The organism is Streptomyces sp. B21-083 (assembly GCF_036898825.1).
GTDB lineage: Bacteria > Actinomycetota > Actinomycetes > Streptomycetales > Streptomycetaceae > Streptomyces.
This window is the reverse complement of sequence record NZ_JARUND010000002.1, coordinates 4,401,980-4,421,550: the sequence shown is the minus strand read 5'-3', so window position 1 is coordinate 4,421,550 and position 19,571 is coordinate 4,401,980. Positions and strand designations below refer to the sequence as shown.

Here is a 19,571-nt window from a genome sequence, read left to right as displayed (position 1 = left end):
GGTGCCCCTTCAGCTCCCTGTACCGGACCACCGAGCCGTGGTCGTCATGACCTTAACGGCTATTGCGGCAGCTGGAGTTCCAGGTCGGCGCGGGGCGCCACACCGCCGAGGGCGACCGTTTCCAGGAGCGTGGCCACCGAGCCGCGGCCGGGCAACTGGGCCTCGGGGTCCACGTCGTGCCAGGGGGCGAGGACGAAGGCCCGCTCGTGGGCGCGCGGGTGCGGAAGGGTGAGGACCGGGTCGTCGGAGACCTCGTCGGCGTACGCGACGATGTCGACGTCGATCGTGCGCGCGCCCCAGCGCTCCTCCCGGACCCGGTGGAAGGCCTCCTCGACCGCGTGGGCACGCTCCAGGAGCGAGGACGGCGGGAGTGTGGTCTTCAGGACGACCACCGCGTTGAAGTACGAGGGCTGGCTGCCCGCCGGAACGCCCCACGGCTCTGTCTCGTAGACGGGGGAGACCGCCTTGATGCGGACGCCCGGGGTGTCCTCCAGAGCGTCGATGGCTCCCTGGAGGGTCTCCAGACGGTTGCCGAGGTTCGAGCCGAGGGAGATGACGGCACGTTTCGGGTTGTGCAGGGTGGTGTCGGCGGCGTCCACCTGTTGCACCACGGAGGCGGGCACCGGCTGGACGGTCGGGTCGCTGTGACTCTCGGTGAACGAGGCGGTCATACTCGGCTCCGGGTGATGGTGATGGTCACGTCGTCGAAGGGGACCGTGATCGGCGCGCCCGGTTTGTGGACGCACACCTCGACCTCCTGAACCCCCTGGTGCTTCAGACAGACCTGCGCGATGCGCTCGGCCAGCGTCTCGATGAGGTCGACGGGCTCGCCCTCCACGACGGCCACGACCTCCTCCGCCACGATGCCGTAGTGCACGGTCTTCGCCAGGTCGTCGTCGGCCGCGGCCGGACGGGTGTCCAGGCCGAGCGAGAGGTCCACGACGAACGTCTGGCCCTGCTCCCGCTCCTCCGGGAACACCCCGTGGTGTCCTCGGGCCCTGAGGCCGCGCAGCGCGACACGATCCACGCGAATCACTCCTGCAATCGTCGTTGGCGGCCGCTTCGGACCGGGTGCGATCGGCCCGGCAGCCATTTCGAATCTACCTGCGGACACTGACAGTGCCCGCCCCACGAGAGGCCCGGTCAGGTGATGACCAGGAGGGTTCATCGAGTGTTTCCCCGTGGGAACACGGCTGCTCATGGGCTGGTAGCCGCACTTACCCCGTGTTCGTGATTCCAACCACGTTTGCCTCCGTTCGGCCCCGATCGGCGGTGCCCGGCCCGGGCGGACATCAGGAGGGGGTGTCGTCCTCCTCGTCCTCGTCGTTCTCGGCGAGGACCGGAGAGGCGTGGTGCGACCAGAGTTTCCAGCCGACGGGGGTGCGGCGGAACACGTTGGTGGCGACGACCAGCTGACCGACCAGCGGCCCCAGCTCGTCGCTGTCCTCGGGGGCCGGGCCGCCGCTGAGGATGTTCTCGGTGCAGGTCACCAGGGCGGTGTCGCCGGTGACGGAGACATGCACGTCGGTCAGGAAGAACTGGATGTACTCGGTGTTGGCCATGATCAGCGCGTAGGAGCGGAGGACCTCGCCGCGTCCGGTCAGCACCGGCCAGCCCGGGTGCACGCAGGAGATCACCCCGGTGTCCGCCGGGTCGTGGTACTCCTCGTCGACGCCCAGGTCGGCGGGGGTCAGCCAGAGCGCGGACAACTCGTCGAAGTCGCCCTGTTCCAGCGCCTCGTAGAAGGCGGTGTTGGCGAGTTCGACCTGCTCGACGTCGATGTGGGGCGCGCTCACCGGGTGCCCTCGGCGCTCCGGGCCGCTTCCGCGTCGCGGGCCTCCTCGACCGCGCGGGCGACCCGTACGGCGTCGGCGGTGGCGCGGACCTCGTGGACGCGGACCGCCCAGGCGCCCTGGTGGGCGGCGAGCGCGGAGACGGCGGCGGTGGCGGCGTCGCGCTCCCGCGCGGGCGGCGGGGCGCCCTCGGGGCCGGCCAGTACGCGGCCGAGGAACCGTTTCCGGGAGGCGGCGACCAGCAGGGGGTGGCCCAGGCCGTGCAGCCGGTCGAGGTGCGCCAGAAGGGCCAGGTCGTGATCGGCGTCCTTGGAGAAGCCGAGTCCCGGGTCCACGACGATCCGGTCGGGGGCGACACCGCCGGCCAGTACGGCGTCCACGCGCGCGTGGAGCTCGTCGACGACCTCGGAGACGACGTCCGCGTACACGCCCTTGATGTTGCCGCCCTCCTGGAAGCCGCGCCAGTGCATGACGACGAAAGGGGCGCCCGTGTCCGCGACGAGCGGGATCATCGCGGGGTCCGCGAGGCCGCCGCTGACGTCGTTCACGAGGACGGCGCCGGCCGCGAGCGCCTGTTCGGCGACCGAGGCGCGCATGGTGTCGACGGAGACGCTGACGCCCTCGGCGGCGAGGCCGCGGACCACGGGGACGACGCGCTTGAGTTCCTCGGCCTCGTCGACGCGGGTGGCGCCGGGACGGGTGGACTCGCCGCCGACGTCCACCAGGTCTGCGCCCTCGGTGACCAGGTCGAGGCCGTGCTTGACGGCGTTGGTCGTGTCGAACCAGCGGCCCCCGTCGGAGAAGGAGTCCGGGGTCACGTTCACGACGCCCATGACCGCGCAGCGGTCCCAGGCCGGGAGGCCGGTGACCCGGCCGCGTCCGCTGTGGTTGTTCATGCGTTCAGCGTAGGCCCCCGGCGGTGGGGCGGGTTCTGTGGTGCGGGTGCGTTGTGGTTGGGCCGGTTGTTTCCCACCCACCCGCCCGTCTCGGTCCGTCGATCGGCTCGGTCGAAAAACAATATTGGCTCGGGCGGAGAACACCTCGGCTCGGGCGGAGAACACCTCGGCTCGGGCGGAGAACACCTCGGCTCGGGCGGAGAACACCCGGGCTTGGGCCGAGAACTCCCCGGCTCGGGCGCGCGGCGACTCGTGGCGCCGACGCTTCACCGCCTCACACCGCGCTCACCGTGCTCCTTTCCGTTGTCGCGTGGGCGCATGGGCGGCGGGCCTTGGTGCGGCGGCCGAGGATGCGGGGGAGGGCCAGGGTGACGAAGCCCTCTGCCTGCATGGCGGCGAGGCCGATGCGGGGGAGGTCGCTGGAGGTGCGGTAGACCACGAAGCGCGGTTCCCAGCGGGGGCGGAACTTGGCGTTGAACTTGTACAGGGACTCGATCTGGAACCAGCGGGACAGGAACACCAGCAGGCCGCGCCACGCGCGCAGGACCGGGCCGGCGCCGATCTTCTCGCCGCGGGCCAGTGCCGAGCGGAACATGGCGAAGTTGAGCGAGACGCGGGCGACGCCCAGGCGGGGGGCGGCCTCCAGGGCGGCCACGATGAGCAGTTCGTTCATGCCGGGGTCGGCCGCGCGGTCGCGCCGCATCAGGTCCAGGGAGACGCCGTCGTCGCCCCACGGCACGAAGTGCAGGATCGCCTTCAGATCGCCGTACGGGCCGGGCTCGTCGTCGGCCTTGTGGGCGGTGGCGATGAGACAGTCGCCGTCGTCCGGGTCGCCGATGCGGCCCAGCGCCATGGAGAAACCACGCTCGGTGTCGGTGCCGCGCCAGGCCTCCGCGGCGAGCCGGATGCGCTCCAGCTCGTTCTCCCCGAGGTCACGGATGCGCCGTACCCGGGTTTCGTAGCCCGCGCGTTCGATGCGCTTGACCATCTGGCGCACGTTGCGCATCGCGCGCCCGGAGAGGGAGAAATCCGCGACGTCCACCACCGCCTCGTCGCCCAGTTCGAGGGCGTCGAGGCCGGTCTCGCGGGTCCAGACCTCGCCGCCGGTCTCGGAGCAGCCCATGACGGCGGGGGTCCAGGAGTGGGCCTTGGCCTCGTCCATGAAGCGTTCGATGGCGCCCGGCCAGGCCTCCACGTCGCCGATCGGGTCGCCACTGGCGAGCATCACGCCGGACACCACCCGGTAGGTGACGGCGGCCTTGCCGCTGGGGGAGAAGACGACCGCCTTGTCGCGGCGCAGCGCGAAGTGGCCGAGGGAGTCGCGGCGGCCGTGCTTGTCGAGCAGGACGCGCAGCCGGTCCTCGTCCTCCGGGGTCAGGTGGGCGGCCGGGTGTTCGGGCCGGAAGGCGAAGTAGATCGTCGTGATGGCGGTCAGCAGGCCCAGGGCGCCGAGCGAGTAGCCGACGGTCCAGGAGGTGGGCCCGTCGTAGTCGACGGGGCCCTCGAAGCCGAACAGGCCGTACATGACATGGGTGATGCGGTCCGCGAGGCTCGGGTCGCCGTACATACGGTCGCTGTGGGCGCTCACTATGACCAGCCCGAGCGCGAGCGAACCGGCGCTCATCAGCACGAAGTTGGTGAGTGCGCGCCAGCGGCTGCGCGGGTCGGGCAGGGCCGCGAACTCGGTGCGGTGGCGCAGCAGCATCACCAGCAGGAGTACGGAGATGACGAGCCCGACGATCGAGTGCCGGTAGGCGAACTGGGCCACGGCGCCGGCCGGCAGCAGGGCCACTGCGGCGCGCCATGCCCGGCGCTTGCGGCGCCTGAGGCCGTGCGCGAGCAGCAGCAGAAGGACGCCGGTGCTGAGCGAGAGCGCGGCGGCGAACGGGCCGAGCGCGCCGGGCAGTACCTCGGCGAAGGTGTGCATCCGGCTGTGCCTGAAGCGCGGGAAGACTCCCGCGGCGATGTCGACCAGGCCCACGAGCGCACAGGCCCGGGCGACGACGGCGGGGACGGCCTCGGGACGCGGACCGCGCAGTACGCGCCGCACTCGATGTGATCGTCCCGGAACCTCGCCCGACATTTCCCCATCTATCCTGACAGACATCGCATCCCGTAGTTCTGCGAGAGACCTGGAATCCGGAGCCAATCCGGCATCCGGCGACATTGCGCCCTCTAGGACGGTGTCTCACGGGAAGAGGTTCACTCTCCCACGGAAAGCCGTGTCAAAGGACATCCAAAGTCCGGGGCAAGCCGCAGTGAAGGAAGCGGGGCGCCGCCGGCCGAGAGAGCGGGCAACTGCAGTCATGGGTCTCACGAGCAAGACGGTGCTGGCGCTGGCGATCCTGGCCGCCACCCTGCTGTTCATCGGCACGATCGTGTTCTGGGCCCGGCTGGCGCGCCGCGACTGGCGGGCGGTCGGCGGCCGGGCGATTCTGCTGCTGGCCACCCAGGTCGCGGTGTTCGCCTCGGTCGGTCTCGCCGTCAACCAGAGTTTCGGTTTTTACGCCTCCTGGGACGACCTCCTGGGCAAGGAGACCGACCAGGGCGTGGTCGTCGACCAGAACACCGGGCCGCACGGCGGCTTCCAGGTGCTGTCCACCCAGTCGGTGAGCGTGCCGGGCGGTCACCTGCCCAGGGTCGGCGGTCAGATCCAGAAGATAGGCGTCGTCGGCAAGAAGACGGGCATCACCTCTCCGGCGTACGTCTATCTGCCGCCGGAGTACTTCCAGCCGCAGTACGCGAAGCGCACCTTCCCCGTGGTCGTCGTACTCACCGGCTATCCGGGGACCGCCAAGTCCCTCGTCACGAAGCTCGACTTCCCGGACACCGCGCACGAGTTGGCGAGGAAGGGCAGGGCGCAGCCGATGATCCTGGTGATGCTGCGGCCGACCGTGGCGCCGCCCCGGGACACCGAGTGCGTGGACGTGCCGGGCGGGCCGCAGACGGAGACGTTCTTCGCCCGGGACCTGCCCGCGGCCGTCGCCGGGCACTACCGGGTGGGGCCGAGGCCGGGCAGTTGGGGCGTCATCGGCGACTCGACGGGCGGCTACTGCGCGCTGAAGCTCGCGATGCACCACCCGCGCGTGTACACGGCGGCGGTGGGTCTGTCGCCGTCCTACAAGGCGCCGATCGACGCCACCACGGGAGACCTCTTCCAGGGTGACAAGCAGCTGAAGCGCGAGGCGGACCTGGAGTGGTACATCAAGCACAGGCCGGCGCCGGACGTCTCCCTGCTGGTCACCACCAGCAGGCACGGAGAGGCCAACTACGGTCCGACGATGCGGTTCGTGGACCTGGTCAGGACGAAGGCCCCGACGAGGATCTCGACGATCGTCCTGGAGAGCGGCGGCCACAACTTCAACACCTGGCGGCGGGAGATCCCCGGTTCGCTGGAGTGGCTGAGTCAGCGGCTGACGGAGCGCTGACGTCCGGCGGGGGCCGCGAGGGCGTCGAACCGAGGCGCCCCAAGGGCTGTGAAGGGTTCGGGACTGCTGTGTTTTTACCGGGCGGGGCACCAAGATTCGCCTACGCGCGGTAAGTTTCTGGCCATGCCACGTGGACGTCACCGCCATTCACCACCTCTGCACCGGCTGCTGCCTCCTGCGGCGATCGCGGGCGTCTCGCTCGTCTGCGCCCTGGGGCCATGGGTGTTCACGGATACCGGCGTCCTTAGGGTGGTTGCCGCGTTCGCCGCGGCGATCACGGTCGTGGGCGCGGCCGTCATGCGCCGCTGGGACGGCGAGGCGGGCAGGCAGGTCGCCGACCTCACACGCGCGCGTGCGGGTGACGACTGGCGCCACGAGGAGCGCGTCGCCGAACTGGAGACCGACCTGGAGGAGTCCCGCGAGCTGCGCGTCAAGCTGGAGCAGAAGCTGCGCGCGAAGCGGGCCGAACTCCAGGGGCTGCGCAACGAGCACGCGGCGCTGCTGCGGCGGTACGCCACCGCCGAGACCGAGCGGGCCAGCGCGCTGGAGGGCAGGCGGCTGCTGGAGCTGGAGGCCGCGGTATCGGATCAGGACGCGGACGGCGACACCGACACCGACACGGGCACTGACGCGAATACGGACATCCAGGTGAAGGCGGCTGCGGCCACGGGTTCGGCGCGAGCGCTCGGGTCCGGCTCCGGCGATTCGGCGGACGTGCTGGACGGGGACGACGCCGTGGACTCCGACGCCGCGGCGCTGGACGCGGCGGCGGCCGGGGTGTCGGCGGCGCTGGGCGCGGTCGGCGCGCAGTCCCCGGACGACGCCGACGACGCCGAGGCCTCGGCGTCCGGGGAGGCGCCGGCGGCGTCGGCGATCTTCTCCCCGGAGGGTTCGTCGCTGTTCCTGCGGGCACGGGCGGCGCTGGCCAGGTTCGACGGTGACGCGCCGGTGAAGGCCGAACCGGCCCTGGCCGCCGCGAAGACGTCCGCGGAGGTCTCAGGGCCCGCCGAGGTCGCCGACGGCCCCGCCGTCGCCAAGGCGGAGGCCGTACGGGAGGACGAGGCGAAGGGGAAGCCCGAGGCGGCCCGCGGACATTCGCGCGTCGCCTCCACCCCCGCCGAGACGAAGCCCGCCAAGCCGGTGCGCGCCGGGCACTACACCGTGCCGACCGCCGTGGCCGTCGTACCGACAAGTGCGCCCATGCGCAGGCCGACCGCCGAGGGCGGGTTCGACTTCTTCGGTACGCACAAGGAGACGGCTTCGGCCGCGCTGGAGGCCGTGCAGAACGAGGACCTCGCCGACGTCGTCGGGCAGGAGGCGCTCGCCCTGCACAAGGCGGAGTCGGAGGCTCGGTTCAAGCCCGCGGACGAGGCGTCGCGCGGGGTCGGCATCGGTCAGGTGATCGACCTGACGGCACACGACGAGACCGAGCAGATCGATCTGCAGGGACTGCGCAGCGCGGTTTCCTGACGGCCGGTCACCACCGGCCGCCCGGGTTCCGTCTCCGCTGCCTCGTCCGCGCCTGTTACGCCATCCACCGGTCCGGCAGCGAGTCCCGTCGGCCCGTCCGTGACCGCTCCGCCTGCCCGAGAAGCAGCTCCGCGGCCTCCTGGGCGTCCCGTAGACCGGCTGTGACGGTCTTGTTGGCCCCCGTGTCCACATGGACGTCCGCGAGGCCCTTGAAGCGCGCCCAGGGCCCCTGCTCCAGCCGTACGCTCTGGACCTTGGCGTGCGGAACCAGGGACAGACTGCGGCGCAACAGTCCGTGCCGGGAGACGAAGACGCTGTCGGTGACGGCGATGCCGTAGCCACGCCACCAGAACGGCAGGCACCAGCCCGCCCGGCGCGGCGGACGCGAAAGTGCTGCGGGCACCGTCACCCCGGGCAGCACCTGGCCTATGACGGTCTCCGCGATCTCGCGCGGAGCCACCGGCACCAGCACCGAGTTCGACGAGCCCGCCACGTCCAGCTCCACCCGGACCCAGCCGCGCCGCCGCCACAGCAGCGGCTCCACGATCCGTACGGTCTGCACGCGCCCCGGCGGCACCGTCTCGTGGGTGCGGTCCAGGAGGCCGTGGTCGATGCGCAGCCCGTCCGGGGACTCGCCGACCGTCCAGTCGTACTCGTTGATGAACCGTCCCACGCTGCTCGCGCCCGCCGCGCCGAGCAGCGGGACGCCCGTCGCGAGCACTGTCCACAGGCTGTGGGTGACGAACCACAGGAACGGCGGTACGACCAGTGCGGCGGCCAGCGCTCCCCAGGTCGCGCCGGTCAGCACCAGGGAGACGGCGAGCACGCGCGCGGGGACGTGCAGCAGCTGCCGGGCCGGCGCCTCACCCACCTCGTGCGCGGTCTCGGGCGCGAACCCGGCCGCGCGGGCGAGGAGTTCGGCCCGCAGGGCACGCGCGTGCCCCTCACCCAGATACGCCAGCTCGTCCTTCTTGTCCGCCCCCACCACGTCCAGCTTGAGCTTGGCGACGCCCGCTATCCGGGCCAGCAGCGGCTGGGTGACGTCGACGGCCTGGATGCGTTCGAGCCGGATGTGCGCGGTGCGCCGGAACAACAGGCCGGTACGGATGCGCAGTTCGTTGTCGGTCACCGCGAAGTGGGTGAACCACCAGGTCAGAAAGCCGTACAGGGCGCCCCCGACCAGGCATACGGCGAGGCCGAGCAGCAGGGTCGTGGTGGTCAGTCGGGTCAGCTGGCGCTGCGCCTGGTCGGGGTCGTGCACGGCCCACCCGATGACCACGGCGACCGGCGCCCACGCACGCCGGAGCGGGGTGACGGGATGCAGCCGCTGCTCGACGACCGGCGGTCTGCCGGCCTCCGTCGGTACGTCCGTCTCGGCGTCGGGGGTCGTCACAGCCCCGCCGATCGGGCCTGGCCGAGCTCGGTGAGCCGGTCCCGCAGCCGTTCCGCCTCGGCCGGTTCGAGGCCCGGGATGAGCGCGTCGCTCGCGGCGGCGGCCGTGTGCAGCTGCACGCTCGCCAGCCCGAAGTGCCGTGCGACGGGCCCCGACGTCACCTCGACCAGCTGCATCCGCCCATACGGCACGATCGTCTCCTCGCGCCACAGGACGCCCTTGCTGATCAGCAGGTCGTCGGCGCGCTCGGCGTACCGCCAGGAGGCCCAGTTGCGGCCCAGCATCCGCCAGCCCCACAGCAGCAGGCCGAGCGGCAGCAGCGCGAAGGCCGCCCAGGCGGGCCCGGCGAGCAGGCCGGGCAGCAGCCCGGCACCGAGCGCCAGCGGCACCAGCCAGACCATCAGCAGCAGCCGGCGCATCCGCAGCAGGTCCCTCGGCAGCCCCCTCCACACCGGCTCGTCGTGCGGTTCGTCGTGCGGTTCGCCTCGCGTTTCGCCCGCGGTCTCCGGGCTCCCCGTCTCCATTCCGCAAGCGTACGTACGACAGACTGTGTCCATGAGTCCCACGACGGAGCCCACGGAGACCATCGTCGGTGTCGGCGGCGCCGCGGAGAGCACCGACATGGTGCTCAACATCGGGCCCCAGCACCCGTCCACACACGGCGTGCTGCGGCTGCGGCTCGTGCTCGACGGTGAGCGGATCCAGCACGCGGAGCCGGTGATCGGCTATATGCACCGCGGCGCGGAGAAGCTCTTCGAGGCGCGTGACTACCGTCAGATCATCATGCTGGCCAACCGGCACGACTGGCTGTCCGCGTTCTCCAACGAGCTGGGCGTGGTCCTCGCCGTGGAGCGGATGCTCGGTATGGAGGTCCCCACGCGCGCGGTGTGGACGCGCACGCTGCTCGCGGAGCTGAACCGGGTGCTGAACCACCTGATGTTCCTGGGCTCGTACCCGCTGGAGCTGGGCGGGATCACCCCGATCTTCTACGCCTTCACGGAACGCGAGGAACTGCAGCACGTCATGGAGGAGGTCTCCGGCGGGCGGATGCACTACATGTTCAACCGCGTGGGAGGCCTCAAGGAGGACCTGCCCGCCGGGTGGACCACGCGCGCGCGTGCGGCAGTCTCCTCCGTGCGCTCGCGCATGGACCGGTTCGACGACCTGGTGCTCGGCAACGACATCTTCCGGGGCCGCACGCGCGGCGTGGGCGTGCTCCCGCCGGAGGCCGTGCACGCGTACGGCGTGAGCGGGCCGATCGCGCGCGCCTCGGGCGTCGACTTCGACCTGCGGCGGGACGAGCCGTATCTGGCGTACGGGGAGCTCCAGGACACGCTGAAGGTCGTCACCCGACAGGAGGGCGACTGTCTCGCCCGCTTCGAGTGCCTCCTGGAGCAGACGTACAACGCGCTCGACCTGGCCGACGCCTGCCTCGACCGCCTCGCCGAACTGCCGCCCGGCCCGATCAACCAGCGGCTGCCGAAGGTCCTGAAGGCGCCCGAGGGGCACACGTACGCGTGGACCGAGAACCCCCTCGGCATCAACGGCTACTACCTCGTCAGCAAGGGCGAGAAGACCCCTCACCGCCTGAAGCTGCGCTCGGCCTCCTACAACAACATCCAGGCGCTGGCGGTACTGCTGCCCGGGACGCTGGTCGCGGACATGGTGGCGATCCTGGGGTCGCTGTTCTTCGTGGTCGGGGACATCGACAAATAGTTCAAACAGTCTGAGAGAAGGGGTCGGCGACTCCCTTCGCTTCCACCAGCCACCCGAAGTCCCCGAGGCCGCCCGTCGCCGTCAGCTCAGCGGCCTCTCCGGCGCCCGCCAGGGCCCGTACGTACGCGGCGGGGTCCGTGGAGGCCAGGGACAGCGCGGGGCGCCCGCCGGCCACCCCGAGGGCGTGCAGGGCCTCCCGCTGGGTCAGCGGGCGTGCCCCCGGCCCCGCGCAGGCGTCCAGTGCCACATGGGCGGTCAGGTCGCACGAGCCGTCCGGCACGGGCGCGCTCTCGCGCCCGGCCCGGAAACCGGTGAGCGTCCCGAAGGGCGGCCGGGCGCCGACCGTGTGGGCGTAGTCGACGGCGACGGCGAGCCCCCGCTCGACGGTGGCCCGGGCGGCGGCCCAGGCGGTGTCCCTGGGGAGCCCGATCTCGGCCCGCAGCCCCGGCTCGGGCGGCAACGGCCACCAGCGCGCCAGCCACTCCGCGTCCGCGCCGGCGACCGGCTCCCCGAGCCGCTCGGCTCCGTCCCGCCGTACGAGAACCCGGCGTGCCACGCCCTCGGGGTCGACCTCCGCCACCTCCACGGGGACGTTGTCCAGCCACTCGTTGGCGAACAGCAGGCCGGTGAGGCCGCCGGGGGGCTCGGTCAGCCACTCGACGCGAGGATCGAGCTCCGCGGGGCGGTCGGCCAGCTCGACGGCGTACCCGCGCGCGCGGGCGGCCACTTCCGGGGGCAGGGCCGCGAGAACACCGGTCACGAGTTCGCCCCGGCCCGCGCCCATGTCGACGAAGCCGAGCGACACGGGACGGCCCAGCGCCTCGTCGACCCGGCACAGCAGCCGCGCCACGGCACGGGCGAAGAGCGGCGACGCGTGGACGGACGTACGGAAGTGCCCGGCGGGTCCCTCCGGCCGACGGTAGAACCCGTGTTCGCCGTAGAGCGCCTCCTGTGTCGCCGCCCGCCAGCCGCGCCACTCGCCCGCTGTCCCGCCCACCGCCGCGCCCGCCGTCTCTCCTGCCACGGGCTCAGGCTAGGGCCCTGACCCCCGCCCCCCAGGGGAGAGGGTCTCCACCTTGCGGAGTACACCGGGGCGTTGCGGATCGACCCTCCGGTTGACCCCGGCACGCACAACGCTTCCCTACGCTGGGTTACGTGCAACGCGTCTATGACTTCCTCCGCAGACACCCGACCTGGGTCGACGGCTTCTGGGCCGTCTTCCTGTTCGGGATCTCCATGCTGAGCGGAGCCGTCAAGAACGACACTCCGGGTGCCGGGTCCCCGGCGGTGACCGGTGTTCTGACCCTCCTGCTGGGCCTGGTGATCGCCCTGCGCCGGCGTATGCCCGAGCGGATGCTCGTGCTGGCCGCCGCCGTCGGGGTGGTGCAGCTGGCCATGGACGTCCAGATCCTGCCCGCCGACTTCGCCCTGCTGGTGATCGTCTACACCGTGGCGGTGAGCGGACCCCGCTGGGCCTCACGGTTCGCGCTGATCGGCGGTCTGTGCGCGTCCCCGCTGGCCCAGGCGCGCTGGCCGGAGCATGGGACGAGCTCGGCGGGCAATCTCGCCCTGATGGTCTTCCTGGCGGTTCCCTTCGCCCTCGCCTGGGTGCTCGGCGACTCGTTGCGCACCCGCCGCGCCTACTTCGCCCAACTGGAGGAGCGGGCCGCCCGCCTGGAGAGGGAACGTGAGGCGCAGGCCAAGGTCGCGGTCGCCGCCGAGCGCGCCCGGATCGCCCGCGAGCTGCACGACGTCGTCGCGCACAACGTCTCCGTGATGGTGGTCCAGGCCGACGGCGCCGCCTACGTCCTCGACACCGCCCCCGAACAGGCGAAGAAGGCCCTGGAGACCATCTCCGGGACCGGCCGCCAGGCCCTCGCCGAGATGCGCCGGCTGCTCGGCGTCCTGCGCACCGGCGAGCACCAGGAGGGCTGCGAGTACGTTCCGCAGCCCGACGTCGAGCAGCTCGACGAGCTGATCGAGCAGTGCCGTACCTCGGGCCTGCCCGTCGACTACAAGGTCGAGGGCAACCCGCGCCCGCTGCCCAGCGGTGTGGAGCTGACGGCGTACCGCATCGTGCAGGAGGCGCTCACCAACACCCGTAAGCACGGCGGCCCGAACACCGGAGCGAGCGTGCGTCTGGTCTACTTCGACGACGGTCTCGGCCTGCTCGTCGAGGACGACGGCAAGGGCGCCCCGCACGAGCACTACGAGGAGGGCGGCGTCGACGGACAGGGGCACGGCCTGATCGGTATGCGTGAACGGGTCGGCATGGTGGGCGGCACCCTCGACGCGGGTCCGCGCCCGGGCGGCGGCTTTCGCATCAGCGCCCTGTTGCCCCTCAAACCCGCTCATTGACACGTGCACGTTCGATCGACGCATTGATGTTCGAGACGTACCGACCGGAGGACCCCGCCATGCACATCCGTGTGATGCTCGTCGACGACCAGGTGCTGCTGCGCACCGGGTTCCGGATGGTGCTCGACGCCCAGCCGGACATGGAGGTCGTGGCGGAGGCGGGCGACGGCGTGGAGGCTCTCCAGGTGCTGCGGGAGACCGAGGTCGACGTGGTGCTGATGGACGTACGCATGCCGAAGCTCGACGGGGTGGAGACCACCCGGCGCATCTGCCAGGGAGACAACCCGCCCAAGGTGCTGATCCTGACCACCTTCGACCTCGACGAGTACGCCTTCTCCGGGCTGAAGGCCGGTGCCTCCGGCTTCATGCTCAAGGACGTGCCGCCCGGCGAGCTCCTCACCGCCATCCGCTCCGTGCACAGCGGTGACGCGGTCGTGGCCCCCTCGACGACCCGGCGGCTCCTCGACCGTTTCGCGCCCATGCTGCCGAGCACCGGCAAAGAGCCTCAGTACAAGGAGCTGGAACGGCTCACCGGCCGTGAGCGCGAGGTCATGATCCTGGTCGCCCAGGGCCTGTCGAACGGCGAGATCGCGGCCCGGCTGGTGCTGTCGGAGGCGACCGTGAAGACCCATGTGGGCCGCATCCTGACCAAGCTGGGGCTGCGGGACCGGGTGCAGGTGGTCGTCCTCGCCTACGAGACGGGGCTCGTGCGGGCCGGCGGGGCAGCCGGCTGACCGCCCTTTCGCCCGCGAGAGACCGCCGGATCCAGGGCCCGCCGACGCGCCCCGGGGTCGGTGAGCGCCCCGGCGCCCTGCTCGTCGTACGGCAGCGCGCAGGTGAACTCCAGGCAGGCGTCCACGAACTGTTCGTCCGTCAACCGGTCCAGCTGGTCGAGTTCCGCGCCGAGCGTCCCCCGGGGAGCGTGCCCGCGCCCGGGCCCGCGTACGGCAGGAAGAGGTCCGAGAACGTGGGGCGCCACAGGAATTCGGCCTCGAACATCCGGTCGGCCGGATGCGGTTCGAGCCCTGCGGTCACCCCCGTCTCCAACCCTGCAGCCGGGGGTGATGCCCCGGCTCGGGCAGCGCGTGCAGCGCCATGCCGGGCTCGGCCGGCGGAGAGGGTACGACGGCGATCCGCTCCCGCCCCAGCCCGCACACGTCGATGCGCACGCTCATGCCCACATGGTGCACCCCGCCACTGACAACGCCCCCGCGACGACCCCCACGGGCTCCTACAGACGCGCCACGAACTCCGTCACAGCCGCCTTCACGTCCCGCGCCGTCCACTCCAGGCCGGCCGCACGGACGAACACCTCGGTGACCGCGAGACCCGGGCCGCCCCGGGCCCACTCGTTGGCGAACAGGACAGTCCTCGTCTCCTCGCCCTGCCGGATCGCCGCCTCCGCGACGACCTCGTGGTCGTACGGCAGCCATACCTGGAACTCGTTCGTGTGCGGCACCTCCGGGTGGACGCGCGACCACGGCACCCCCGCCGCCGCGAGGCCCTCCCGCAGCGCGGCGGCGACCACGCGCGCGTGGGACACGTACTCCGGGAGGCGTGGCAGCTCGCGGTCCAGGCCGACGAGAGCGGACAGGACGGTCGGGAACTGCTGGAAGACCGCGCCGCCGTACCGGTGCCGCCATGCCTTCGCCTCCTCGACGAGGGTTCGGGGACCCGCCAGGACGGCACCGCCGTATGCGTCGAGGGACTTGTAGAGGGACACGTAGACGCTGTCCGCGAGGTCCGCGATCTCGTCCAGGGGGCGGCCGAAGTGGGTGGTGGACTCCCACAGGCGGGCGCCGTCGAAGTGCACCACCGCGTCGCGTTCCCGGGCCGCCGCCACCACCTCGGACAGCTCCTCCCAGGTGGGCAGCACGAAACCGGCGTCCCTGAGGGGAAGTTCCAGCATCAGCGTCCCGAAGGGCTCGTCGAAGTCGCGGACCTCGTCGGCCGTCGGCATCCTCGGCTCGCTCGTCACCCGGAGCGGGCGCAGCGCGCTGACCGTGCTGAACGCGTTCCGCTCGTGCACCTCCGGGTGCGCGAGCGCGTGCAGCGCCACGGCCGGGTCGCCGGTACGGCCCGCCCAGCAGCGCAGGGCCACCTGCTGGGCCATCGTGCCGGTCGGGAAGAACGCGGCGGCCTCCTTGCCGAGCAGCCCGGCGACCCGCTTCTCCAGGGTCTCGACGATCCCGCCGCCGTAGATGTCGGACGTCTCGTCCAGGTCGTACGACTCCCGCGCCTCCTCCAGCAGCGCCAGCCGCTGCCCGATCGTCCCCAGGAACCCCGGGCGCGCCAGGACCCGTTCGGCGCCCCGGAGGGCCGCCCGGCGCCGCAGCCGTTGTGCCCCCTTGCCGTGCTCTTCGCCGGAGCCCTCGCCCGGTATCCCGCCCTCGTCCGCCGTATCGCTCATGCCCGGGATCATCCCGCGCGCGGGACCGGACGGTCACATGGATTTCCGCGCGTCCGCGCACGGACGGCGCCCGGGCGCCCACAGCCTGTGGACAACCGGACGCCCGTCGGACCAATCGCGTTAACATGACGAGAAATCGTCCGGTACATCGTCCGGTACCCCGAGCGGACTGGAACGGGAAGGCCGTCGTCGAGTGAGTACATTCCAACAGGCAGACCCCAGGGACCGCCCCGCCCGGCTCACCGTCGGCGTGATCGGCGCCGGACGCGTGGGCCCCGCGCTGGCCGCGTCCCTGCGACTCGCCGGGCACCGCCCGGTGGCCGTCTCCGCGGTCTCCGACGCCTCCGTCCGCAGAGCCGCGCAGCTGCTCCCGGACGTGCCCGTCGTGTCGCCCGCCCAGGTCATGGAGCACGCCGACCTGGTCCTGCTGACCGTCCCCGACGACGCCCTGCCCGGCCTCGTGGAGGGACTCGCCGAGACCGGCGCCGTACGCCCGGGACAGCTGCTCGTGCACACCTCCGGGCGGTACGGCGCGAAGGTCCTGGACCCCGCGCTGCGGGCCGGCGCACTGCCCCTGGCCCTGCACCCCGCCATGACGTTCACCGGCACCGCCGTCGACGTCCAGCGGCTCGCCGGGTGCTCCTTCGGGGTCACCGCGCGCCCCGAGCTGCGGCTGGCCGCCGAGGCCCTCGTCATCGAGATGGGCGGCGAGCCCGAATGGATCGCCGAGGAGAGCCGCCCGCTCTACCACGCGGCCCTCGCCCTGAGCGCGAACCACCTGGTGACCCTGGTCGCCGAGTCCATGGAACTGCTGCGCACGGCCGGCGTCGACGCCCCCGACCGGATGCTCGGCCCGCTGCTGGGTGCCGCCCTGGACAACGCGCTGCGCTCCGGGGACGCGGCGCTCACCGGGCCCGTCGCGCGCGGGGACGCGGGCACCGTCGCCGCACATGTCGCGGAGCTGCGCAAGCACTCCCCGCAGAGCGTCCCCGCCTATCTGGCGATGGCCCGCGCGACCGCCGACCGCGCCCTCGCGTACGGGCTGCTCAAGCCGGAACTGGCCGAGGACCTCCTCGGGGTACTCGCGGGGAACACCGACTCGCCCGCGACCCCTGACAACACCGACAGCGACGGGGGAGACCGATGAGCAGCCGTTTCTGGGGAATCCTGGCCGACACCGACGGCCTGGCCGACGCCCACGGCCATATCGGAGTGCCGGGACACAACGCCGTCGTCATGACCATGGGCGCCCTCCATGAGGGCCACGCCACCCTGATCCGGGCCGCCCGCGAACATGTCGGCCCCGAGGGCTTCGTGACCGTCACCGTCTTCGTGAACCCCCTCCAGTTCGGCAAGGGCGAGGACCTCGACCGCTACCCGCGCACCCTCGACGCCGACGTCGAACTCGCCGAACAGGCGGGCGCGGACGCCGTGTTCGCCCCCTCCGTGGACGAGGTCTACCCCGGCGGCGAACCCCAGGTCCGCATCAGCGCGGGCCCCATGGGAGAGCGGCTGGAAGGCGCCACACGCCCCGGGCACTTCGACGGCGTACTCACCGTCGTCGGCAAGCTGCTCCACCTCACCCGGCCCGACGTGGCCTTCTTCGGGCAGAAGGACGCCCAGCAGCTCGCGATGATCCGCCGGATGGTCCGCGACCTGAACTTCGGCGTGGAGATCGTCGGAGTCCCGACCGTCCGCGAGGCCGACGGCCTGGCCCTGTCCAGCCGCAACCGCTACCTGTCCACCGAGGAACGGCGTACGGCGCTGGCGCTCTCCCAGGCCCTGTTCGCCGGCAGTGACCGCCACGCCGCCCAGGAGGCGCTCCGCGCGCGGGCCCGCGAAGTGCCCGCCACGCGCGCGCGTGCCCAGGCCCTCAGCGCGATCGGCGAATCCCGCGCCGCCGCCGACGCGCACGCCGTCGCGAAGGTCCCCGGCGGCGGCCCCGCCGCCGTCCGGGCCGCCGCCCGCCTCCTGCTGGACGACGCGGCCCGTCTGCGGCCCCCGCTGGTCCTCGACTACCTCGCCCTGGTCGACCCCGCCGACTTCACCGAGATCCCGGACGACTTCACGGGCGAAGCCGTCCTCGCCGTCGCGGCCAAGGTCGGGACGACCCGGCTGATCGACAACATCCCTCTCATTTTCGGAACCCCCGGAGCCGCCTCGTGAGCACCACAGGCACCACCGCCGGCCCTAGGGCCTGTCGTCGCATTCCTGCCTGCCAGTCGACGCCATGCACGCACTCTCGCCGCACCGGGCGCACGCCCACGGACAACCAGTACGAGGGCCTGCGCCCGGCACGCCGAGAGCACGCACCTGACGCCGCCAGGCCCGCCCTCCGGGCGGACGACGGGAATGTGACGACAGGCCCTGGCGCCAGCACCTCCACCGGCATACGGCTGCACGCCCCCGCCCCCGGCTGGGCCCTCACCGCGGACGTCGTGGTCGTCGGCTCCGGTGTCGCCGGGCTCACCGCGGCCCTGCGCTGCGACGCGGCGGGCCTGCGGACGGTCGTCGTCACCAAGGCCCGCCTCGACGACGGCTCCACCCGCTGGGCCCAGGGCGGCATCGCGGCGGCCCTCGGGGAGGGCGACACCCCCGAACAGCACCTGGACGACACCCTGGTGGCCGGCGCGGGCCTGTGCGACAAGGAGGCCGTACGGATCCTCGTCACGGAGGGACCCGACGCCGTACGGCGGCTCATCGAGACCGGCGCCCACTTCGACGAGTCCTCCGAAGGAGGACTGGAACTGACCCGCGAGGGCGGCCACCACCGCCGCCGGATAGCGCACGCGGGCGGCGACGCGACCGGCGCGGAGATCTCCCGCGCGCTCGTCGAGGCGGTCCGCGCGCGGGGCATGCGCACGGTCGAGAACGCGCTCGTCCTGGACCTCCTGACAGACGCCGACGGCCGTACGGCGGGCGTGACCCTGCACGTCATGGGAGAGGGCCAGCACGACGGCGTGGGAGCCGTACACGCGCCCGCGGTGGTCCTCGCCACCGGCGGCATGGGCCAGGTCTTCTCGGCGACCACCAACCCGTCCGTGTCGACCGGCGACGGCGTCGCCCTCGCCCTGCGCGCGGGCGCCGAGGTCAGCGACCTGGAGTTCGTCCAGTTCCACCCCACGGTGCTCTTCCTGGGCGCCGACGCAGAGGGCCAGCAGCCGCTCGTCTCCGAGGCGGTACGCGGCGAGGGCGCCCATCTCGTCGACGCGGACGGCGTGCGCTTCATGACCGGCCAGCACGAACTCGGCGAACTCGCGCCCCGGGACATCGTCGCCAAGGGCATCATGCGCCGTATGCAGGAACAGGGCGCCGAACACATGTTCCTGGACGCCCGGCACTTCGGCGCCCACATGTGGGAGAACCGCTTCCCGACGATCCTCGCCTCCTGCCGCGCCCACGGCATCGACCCGGTCACGGAGCCCGTCCCGGTCGCCCCGGCCGCCCACTACGCCTCCGGCGGCGTCCGCACCGACTCCCGGGGCCGCACGACCGTCCCCGGCCTGTACGCGTGCGGAGAGGTGGCCTGCACCGGCGTCCACGGCGCCAACCGGCTCGCCTCCAACTCCCTCCTGGAGGGCCTGGTCTACGCCGAGCGCATCGTCGCCGACATCACCGAGGCCCACGCCGGAAACGGCCTCCACGCGCGCGTGCCCGCACCCGTCCCGCACCCCCAGAAGCCCGCGCACCCGCTGCTCGTGCCCGAGGCCCGCTTCGCGATCCAGCGGATCATGACCGAGGGCGCCTGCGTGCTCCGCTCGGAGGCCTCGCTGGAGACCGCCGCCGCGGCCCTCCAGCAACTGCACACGGACGCCCGGGACGCCCTCGACGAGAACGGCAAGACCGCCGAGCCCGGCGTCGACACCTGGGAGGCCACCAACCTCCTGTGCGTGGCCCGCGTCCTGGTCACCGCCGCCCGGCTCCGCGAGGAGACCCGAGGCTGCCACTGGCGCGAGGACCACGCCGAGCGCGACGACACGACCTGGCACCGCCACATTGTCGTACGGCTGAATCCCGACCGGACGCTGGCCGTACACACCACCGACACCGCAGACTTCCCCCCGACCCGGCATCATCAGCCGGAGCACCGTCCCCAGGAGCAGTGAC

18 protein-coding genes and 1 pseudogene are annotated in these 19,571 nt (G+C 72.3%); 8 read left to right on the top strand and 11 right to left on the bottom strand.

The genetic code is table 11. From position 1 onward, the window contains the following. Positions 1–59: 59 nt before the first annotated feature. From folK to QA861_RS43860, 5 genes are all read right to left on the bottom strand, one after another. Positions 60–671, bottom strand: coding sequence for a 2-amino-4-hydroxy-6-hydroxymethyldihydropteridine diphosphokinase (folK, locus tag QA861_RS43880; protein WP_334594537.1), 612 nt, complete (start codon positions 669–671; stop codon positions 60–62). Beyond that, positions 668–1,027 carry a dihydroneopterin aldolase gene (gene folB / locus QA861_RS43875; RefSeq protein WP_334594536.1) on the bottom strand — a complete coding sequence of 120 codons (360 nt, stop codon included), beginning with the start codon at positions 1,025–1,027 and terminating at the stop codon, positions 668–670. Before folB ends, folK begins: the two co-directional genes overlap by 4 nt. A 265-nt stretch (positions 1,028–1,292) precedes the next feature. Then, complete coding sequence (locus QA861_RS43870; protein ID WP_334594535.1) at positions 1,293–1,796, bottom strand: nuclear transport factor 2 family protein; 504 nt, start codon at positions 1,794–1,796, stop codon at positions 1,293–1,295. Then, entirely contained in the window at positions 1,793–2,689 is an 897-nt protein-coding gene (gene folP / locus QA861_RS43865) for a dihydropteroate synthase (RefSeq protein ID WP_334594534.1), read from the bottom strand. Before folP ends, QA861_RS43870 begins: the two co-directional genes overlap by 4 nt. 274 nt (positions 2,690–2,963) lie before the next feature. Then, entirely contained in the window at positions 2,964–4,772 is a 1,809-nt protein-coding gene (locus tag QA861_RS43860) for a phosphatidylglycerol lysyltransferase domain-containing protein (protein WP_334594533.1), read from the bottom strand. A gap of 223 nt (positions 4,773–4,995) precedes the next feature. Here QA861_RS43860 and QA861_RS43855 point away from each other — a divergent pair, with 223 nt between their 5' ends. Together QA861_RS43855 and QA861_RS43850 are read left to right on the top strand one after the other, a co-directional pair. Then, positions 4,996–6,117 carry an alpha/beta hydrolase gene (locus QA861_RS43855; RefSeq protein WP_334594532.1) on the top strand — a complete coding sequence of 374 codons (1,122 nt, stop codon included), beginning with the start codon at positions 4,996–4,998 and terminating at the stop codon, positions 6,115–6,117. A gap of 123 nt (positions 6,118–6,240) precedes the next feature. Continuing rightward, positions 6,241–7,587 (top strand): hypothetical protein, encoded by a 1,347-nt coding sequence (locus QA861_RS43850; protein ID WP_334594531.1) that lies wholly within the window; start codon positions 6,241–6,243, stop codon positions 7,585–7,587. Between the two features lie 55 nt (positions 7,588–7,642). On the opposite strand, the gene QA861_RS43845 is transcribed toward QA861_RS43850, so the two are convergent. After that, positions 7,643–8,980 carry a PH domain-containing protein gene (locus QA861_RS43845; RefSeq protein ID WP_334594530.1) on the bottom strand — a complete coding sequence of 446 codons (1,338 nt, stop codon included), beginning with the start codon at positions 8,978–8,980 and terminating at the stop codon, positions 7,643–7,645. Beyond that, positions 8,977–9,504, bottom strand: a complete 528-nt coding sequence (locus QA861_RS43840; protein WP_334594529.1) for a PH domain-containing protein — start codon at positions 9,502–9,504, stop codon at positions 8,977–8,979. Before QA861_RS43840 ends, QA861_RS43845 begins: the two co-directional genes overlap by 4 nt. Positions 9,505–9,535: 31 nt before the next feature. Between QA861_RS43840 and QA861_RS43835 the strand changes: the two genes are divergently transcribed. Continuing rightward, the gene (locus tag QA861_RS43835) at positions 9,536–10,696 is read left to right on the top strand and encodes an NADH-quinone oxidoreductase subunit D (RefSeq protein WP_334594528.1); all 1,161 of its coding nucleotides are present in this window, start codon (positions 9,536–9,538) and stop codon (positions 10,694–10,696) included. A gap of 1 nt (position 10,697) precedes the next feature. On the opposite strand, the gene QA861_RS43830 is transcribed toward QA861_RS43835, so the two are convergent. Next, on the bottom strand, positions 10,698–11,720 hold the full coding sequence (locus QA861_RS43830) for an SAM-dependent methyltransferase (protein ID WP_334594527.1): 1,023 nt from the start codon (positions 11,718–11,720) through the stop codon (positions 10,698–10,700). Between the two features lie 131 nt (positions 11,721–11,851). Here QA861_RS43830 and QA861_RS43825 point away from each other — a divergent pair, with 131 nt between their 5' ends. Beyond that, positions 11,852–13,054 (top strand): sensor histidine kinase, encoded by a 1,203-nt coding sequence (locus tag QA861_RS43825; protein ID WP_334594526.1) that lies wholly within the window; start codon positions 11,852–11,854, stop codon positions 13,052–13,054. 59 nt (positions 13,055–13,113) lie between these two features. Next, positions 13,114–13,788, top strand: a complete 675-nt coding sequence (locus QA861_RS43820) for a response regulator transcription factor (protein WP_334594525.1) — start codon at positions 13,114–13,116, stop codon at positions 13,786–13,788. Here QA861_RS43820 and QA861_RS43815 read toward each other — a convergent pair. From QA861_RS43815 to QA861_RS43805, 3 genes and pseudogenes are all read right to left on the bottom strand, one after another. After that, positions 13,746–14,033 (bottom strand): DUF5937 family protein, encoded by a 288-nt coding sequence (locus QA861_RS43815; protein WP_334594524.1) that lies wholly within the window; start codon positions 14,031–14,033, stop codon positions 13,746–13,748. The two genes, QA861_RS43820 and QA861_RS43815, sit on opposite strands and share 43 nt — an antisense overlap. Then, a pseudogene (locus QA861_RS43810) lies at positions 13,928–14,229 on the bottom strand (DUF5937 family protein). The gene QA861_RS43815 and the pseudogene QA861_RS43810 overlap by 106 nt, the downstream one beginning before the upstream one ends. 56 nt (positions 14,230–14,285) lie before the next feature. Further along, positions 14,286–15,464 carry a threonine aldolase family protein gene (locus tag QA861_RS43805; protein ID WP_334594523.1) on the bottom strand — a complete coding sequence of 393 codons (1,179 nt, stop codon included), beginning with the start codon at positions 15,462–15,464 and terminating at the stop codon, positions 14,286–14,288. A gap of 193 nt (positions 15,465–15,657) precedes the next feature. Here QA861_RS43805 and QA861_RS43800 point away from each other — a divergent pair, with 193 nt between their 5' ends. The 3 genes from QA861_RS43800 (at position 15,658) to QA861_RS43790 (ending at position 19,570) form a co-directional block, all read left to right on the top strand. Then, positions 15,658–16,611 carry a Rossmann-like and DUF2520 domain-containing protein gene (locus QA861_RS43800; RefSeq protein WP_334594522.1) on the top strand — a complete coding sequence of 318 codons (954 nt, stop codon included), beginning with the start codon at positions 15,658–15,660 and terminating at the stop codon, positions 16,609–16,611. Further along, the gene (gene panC / locus QA861_RS43795; protein WP_334594521.1) at positions 16,608–17,630 is read left to right on the top strand and encodes a pantoate--beta-alanine ligase; all 1,023 of its coding nucleotides are present in this window, start codon (positions 16,608–16,610) and stop codon (positions 17,628–17,630) included. Before QA861_RS43800 ends, panC begins: the two co-directional genes overlap by 4 nt. A gap of 188 nt (positions 17,631–17,818) precedes the next feature. Beyond that, positions 17,819–19,570 (top strand): L-aspartate oxidase, encoded by a 1,752-nt coding sequence (locus tag QA861_RS43790; RefSeq protein WP_334594520.1) that lies wholly within the window; start codon positions 17,819–17,821, stop codon positions 19,568–19,570. The last annotated feature ends 1 nt before the right edge of the window (position 19,571 follow it).

Excerpts from the sequence above, each read along its gene's own strand:
- QA861_RS43805 (WP_334594523.1), bottom strand. The coding sequence starts at position 15,464 with ATGAGCGATACGGCGGACGAGGGCGGGATACCGGGCGAGGGCTCCGGC.
- QA861_RS43855 (WP_334594532.1), top strand. The coding sequence starts at position 4,996 with ATGGGTCTCACGAGCAAGACGGTGCTGGCGCTGGCGATCCTGGCCGCC.
- folP (WP_334594534.1), bottom strand. The coding sequence starts at position 2,689 with ATGAACAACCACAGCGGACGCGGCCGGGTCACCGGCCTCCCGGCCTGG.
- folK (WP_334594537.1), bottom strand. The coding sequence starts at position 671 with ATGACCGCCTCGTTCACCGAGAGTCACAGCGACCCGACCGTCCAGCCG.
- QA861_RS43835 (WP_334594528.1), top strand. The coding sequence starts at position 9,536 with ATGAGTCCCACGACGGAGCCCACGGAGACCATCGTCGGTGTCGGCGGC.
- QA861_RS43840 (WP_334594529.1), bottom strand. The coding sequence starts at position 9,504 with ATGGAGACGGGGAGCCCGGAGACCGCGGGCGAAACGCGAGGCGAACCG.
- QA861_RS43860 (WP_334594533.1), bottom strand. The coding sequence starts at position 4,772 with ATGTCGGGCGAGGTTCCGGGACGATCACATCGAGTGCGGCGCGTACTG.
- QA861_RS43850 (WP_334594531.1), top strand. The coding sequence starts at position 6,241 with ATGCCACGTGGACGTCACCGCCATTCACCACCTCTGCACCGGCTGCTG.
- QA861_RS43820 (WP_334594525.1), top strand. The coding sequence starts at position 13,114 with ATGCACATCCGTGTGATGCTCGTCGACGACCAGGTGCTGCTGCGCACC.
- panC (WP_334594521.1), top strand. The coding sequence starts at position 16,608 with ATGAGCAGCCGTTTCTGGGGAATCCTGGCCGACACCGACGGCCTGGCC.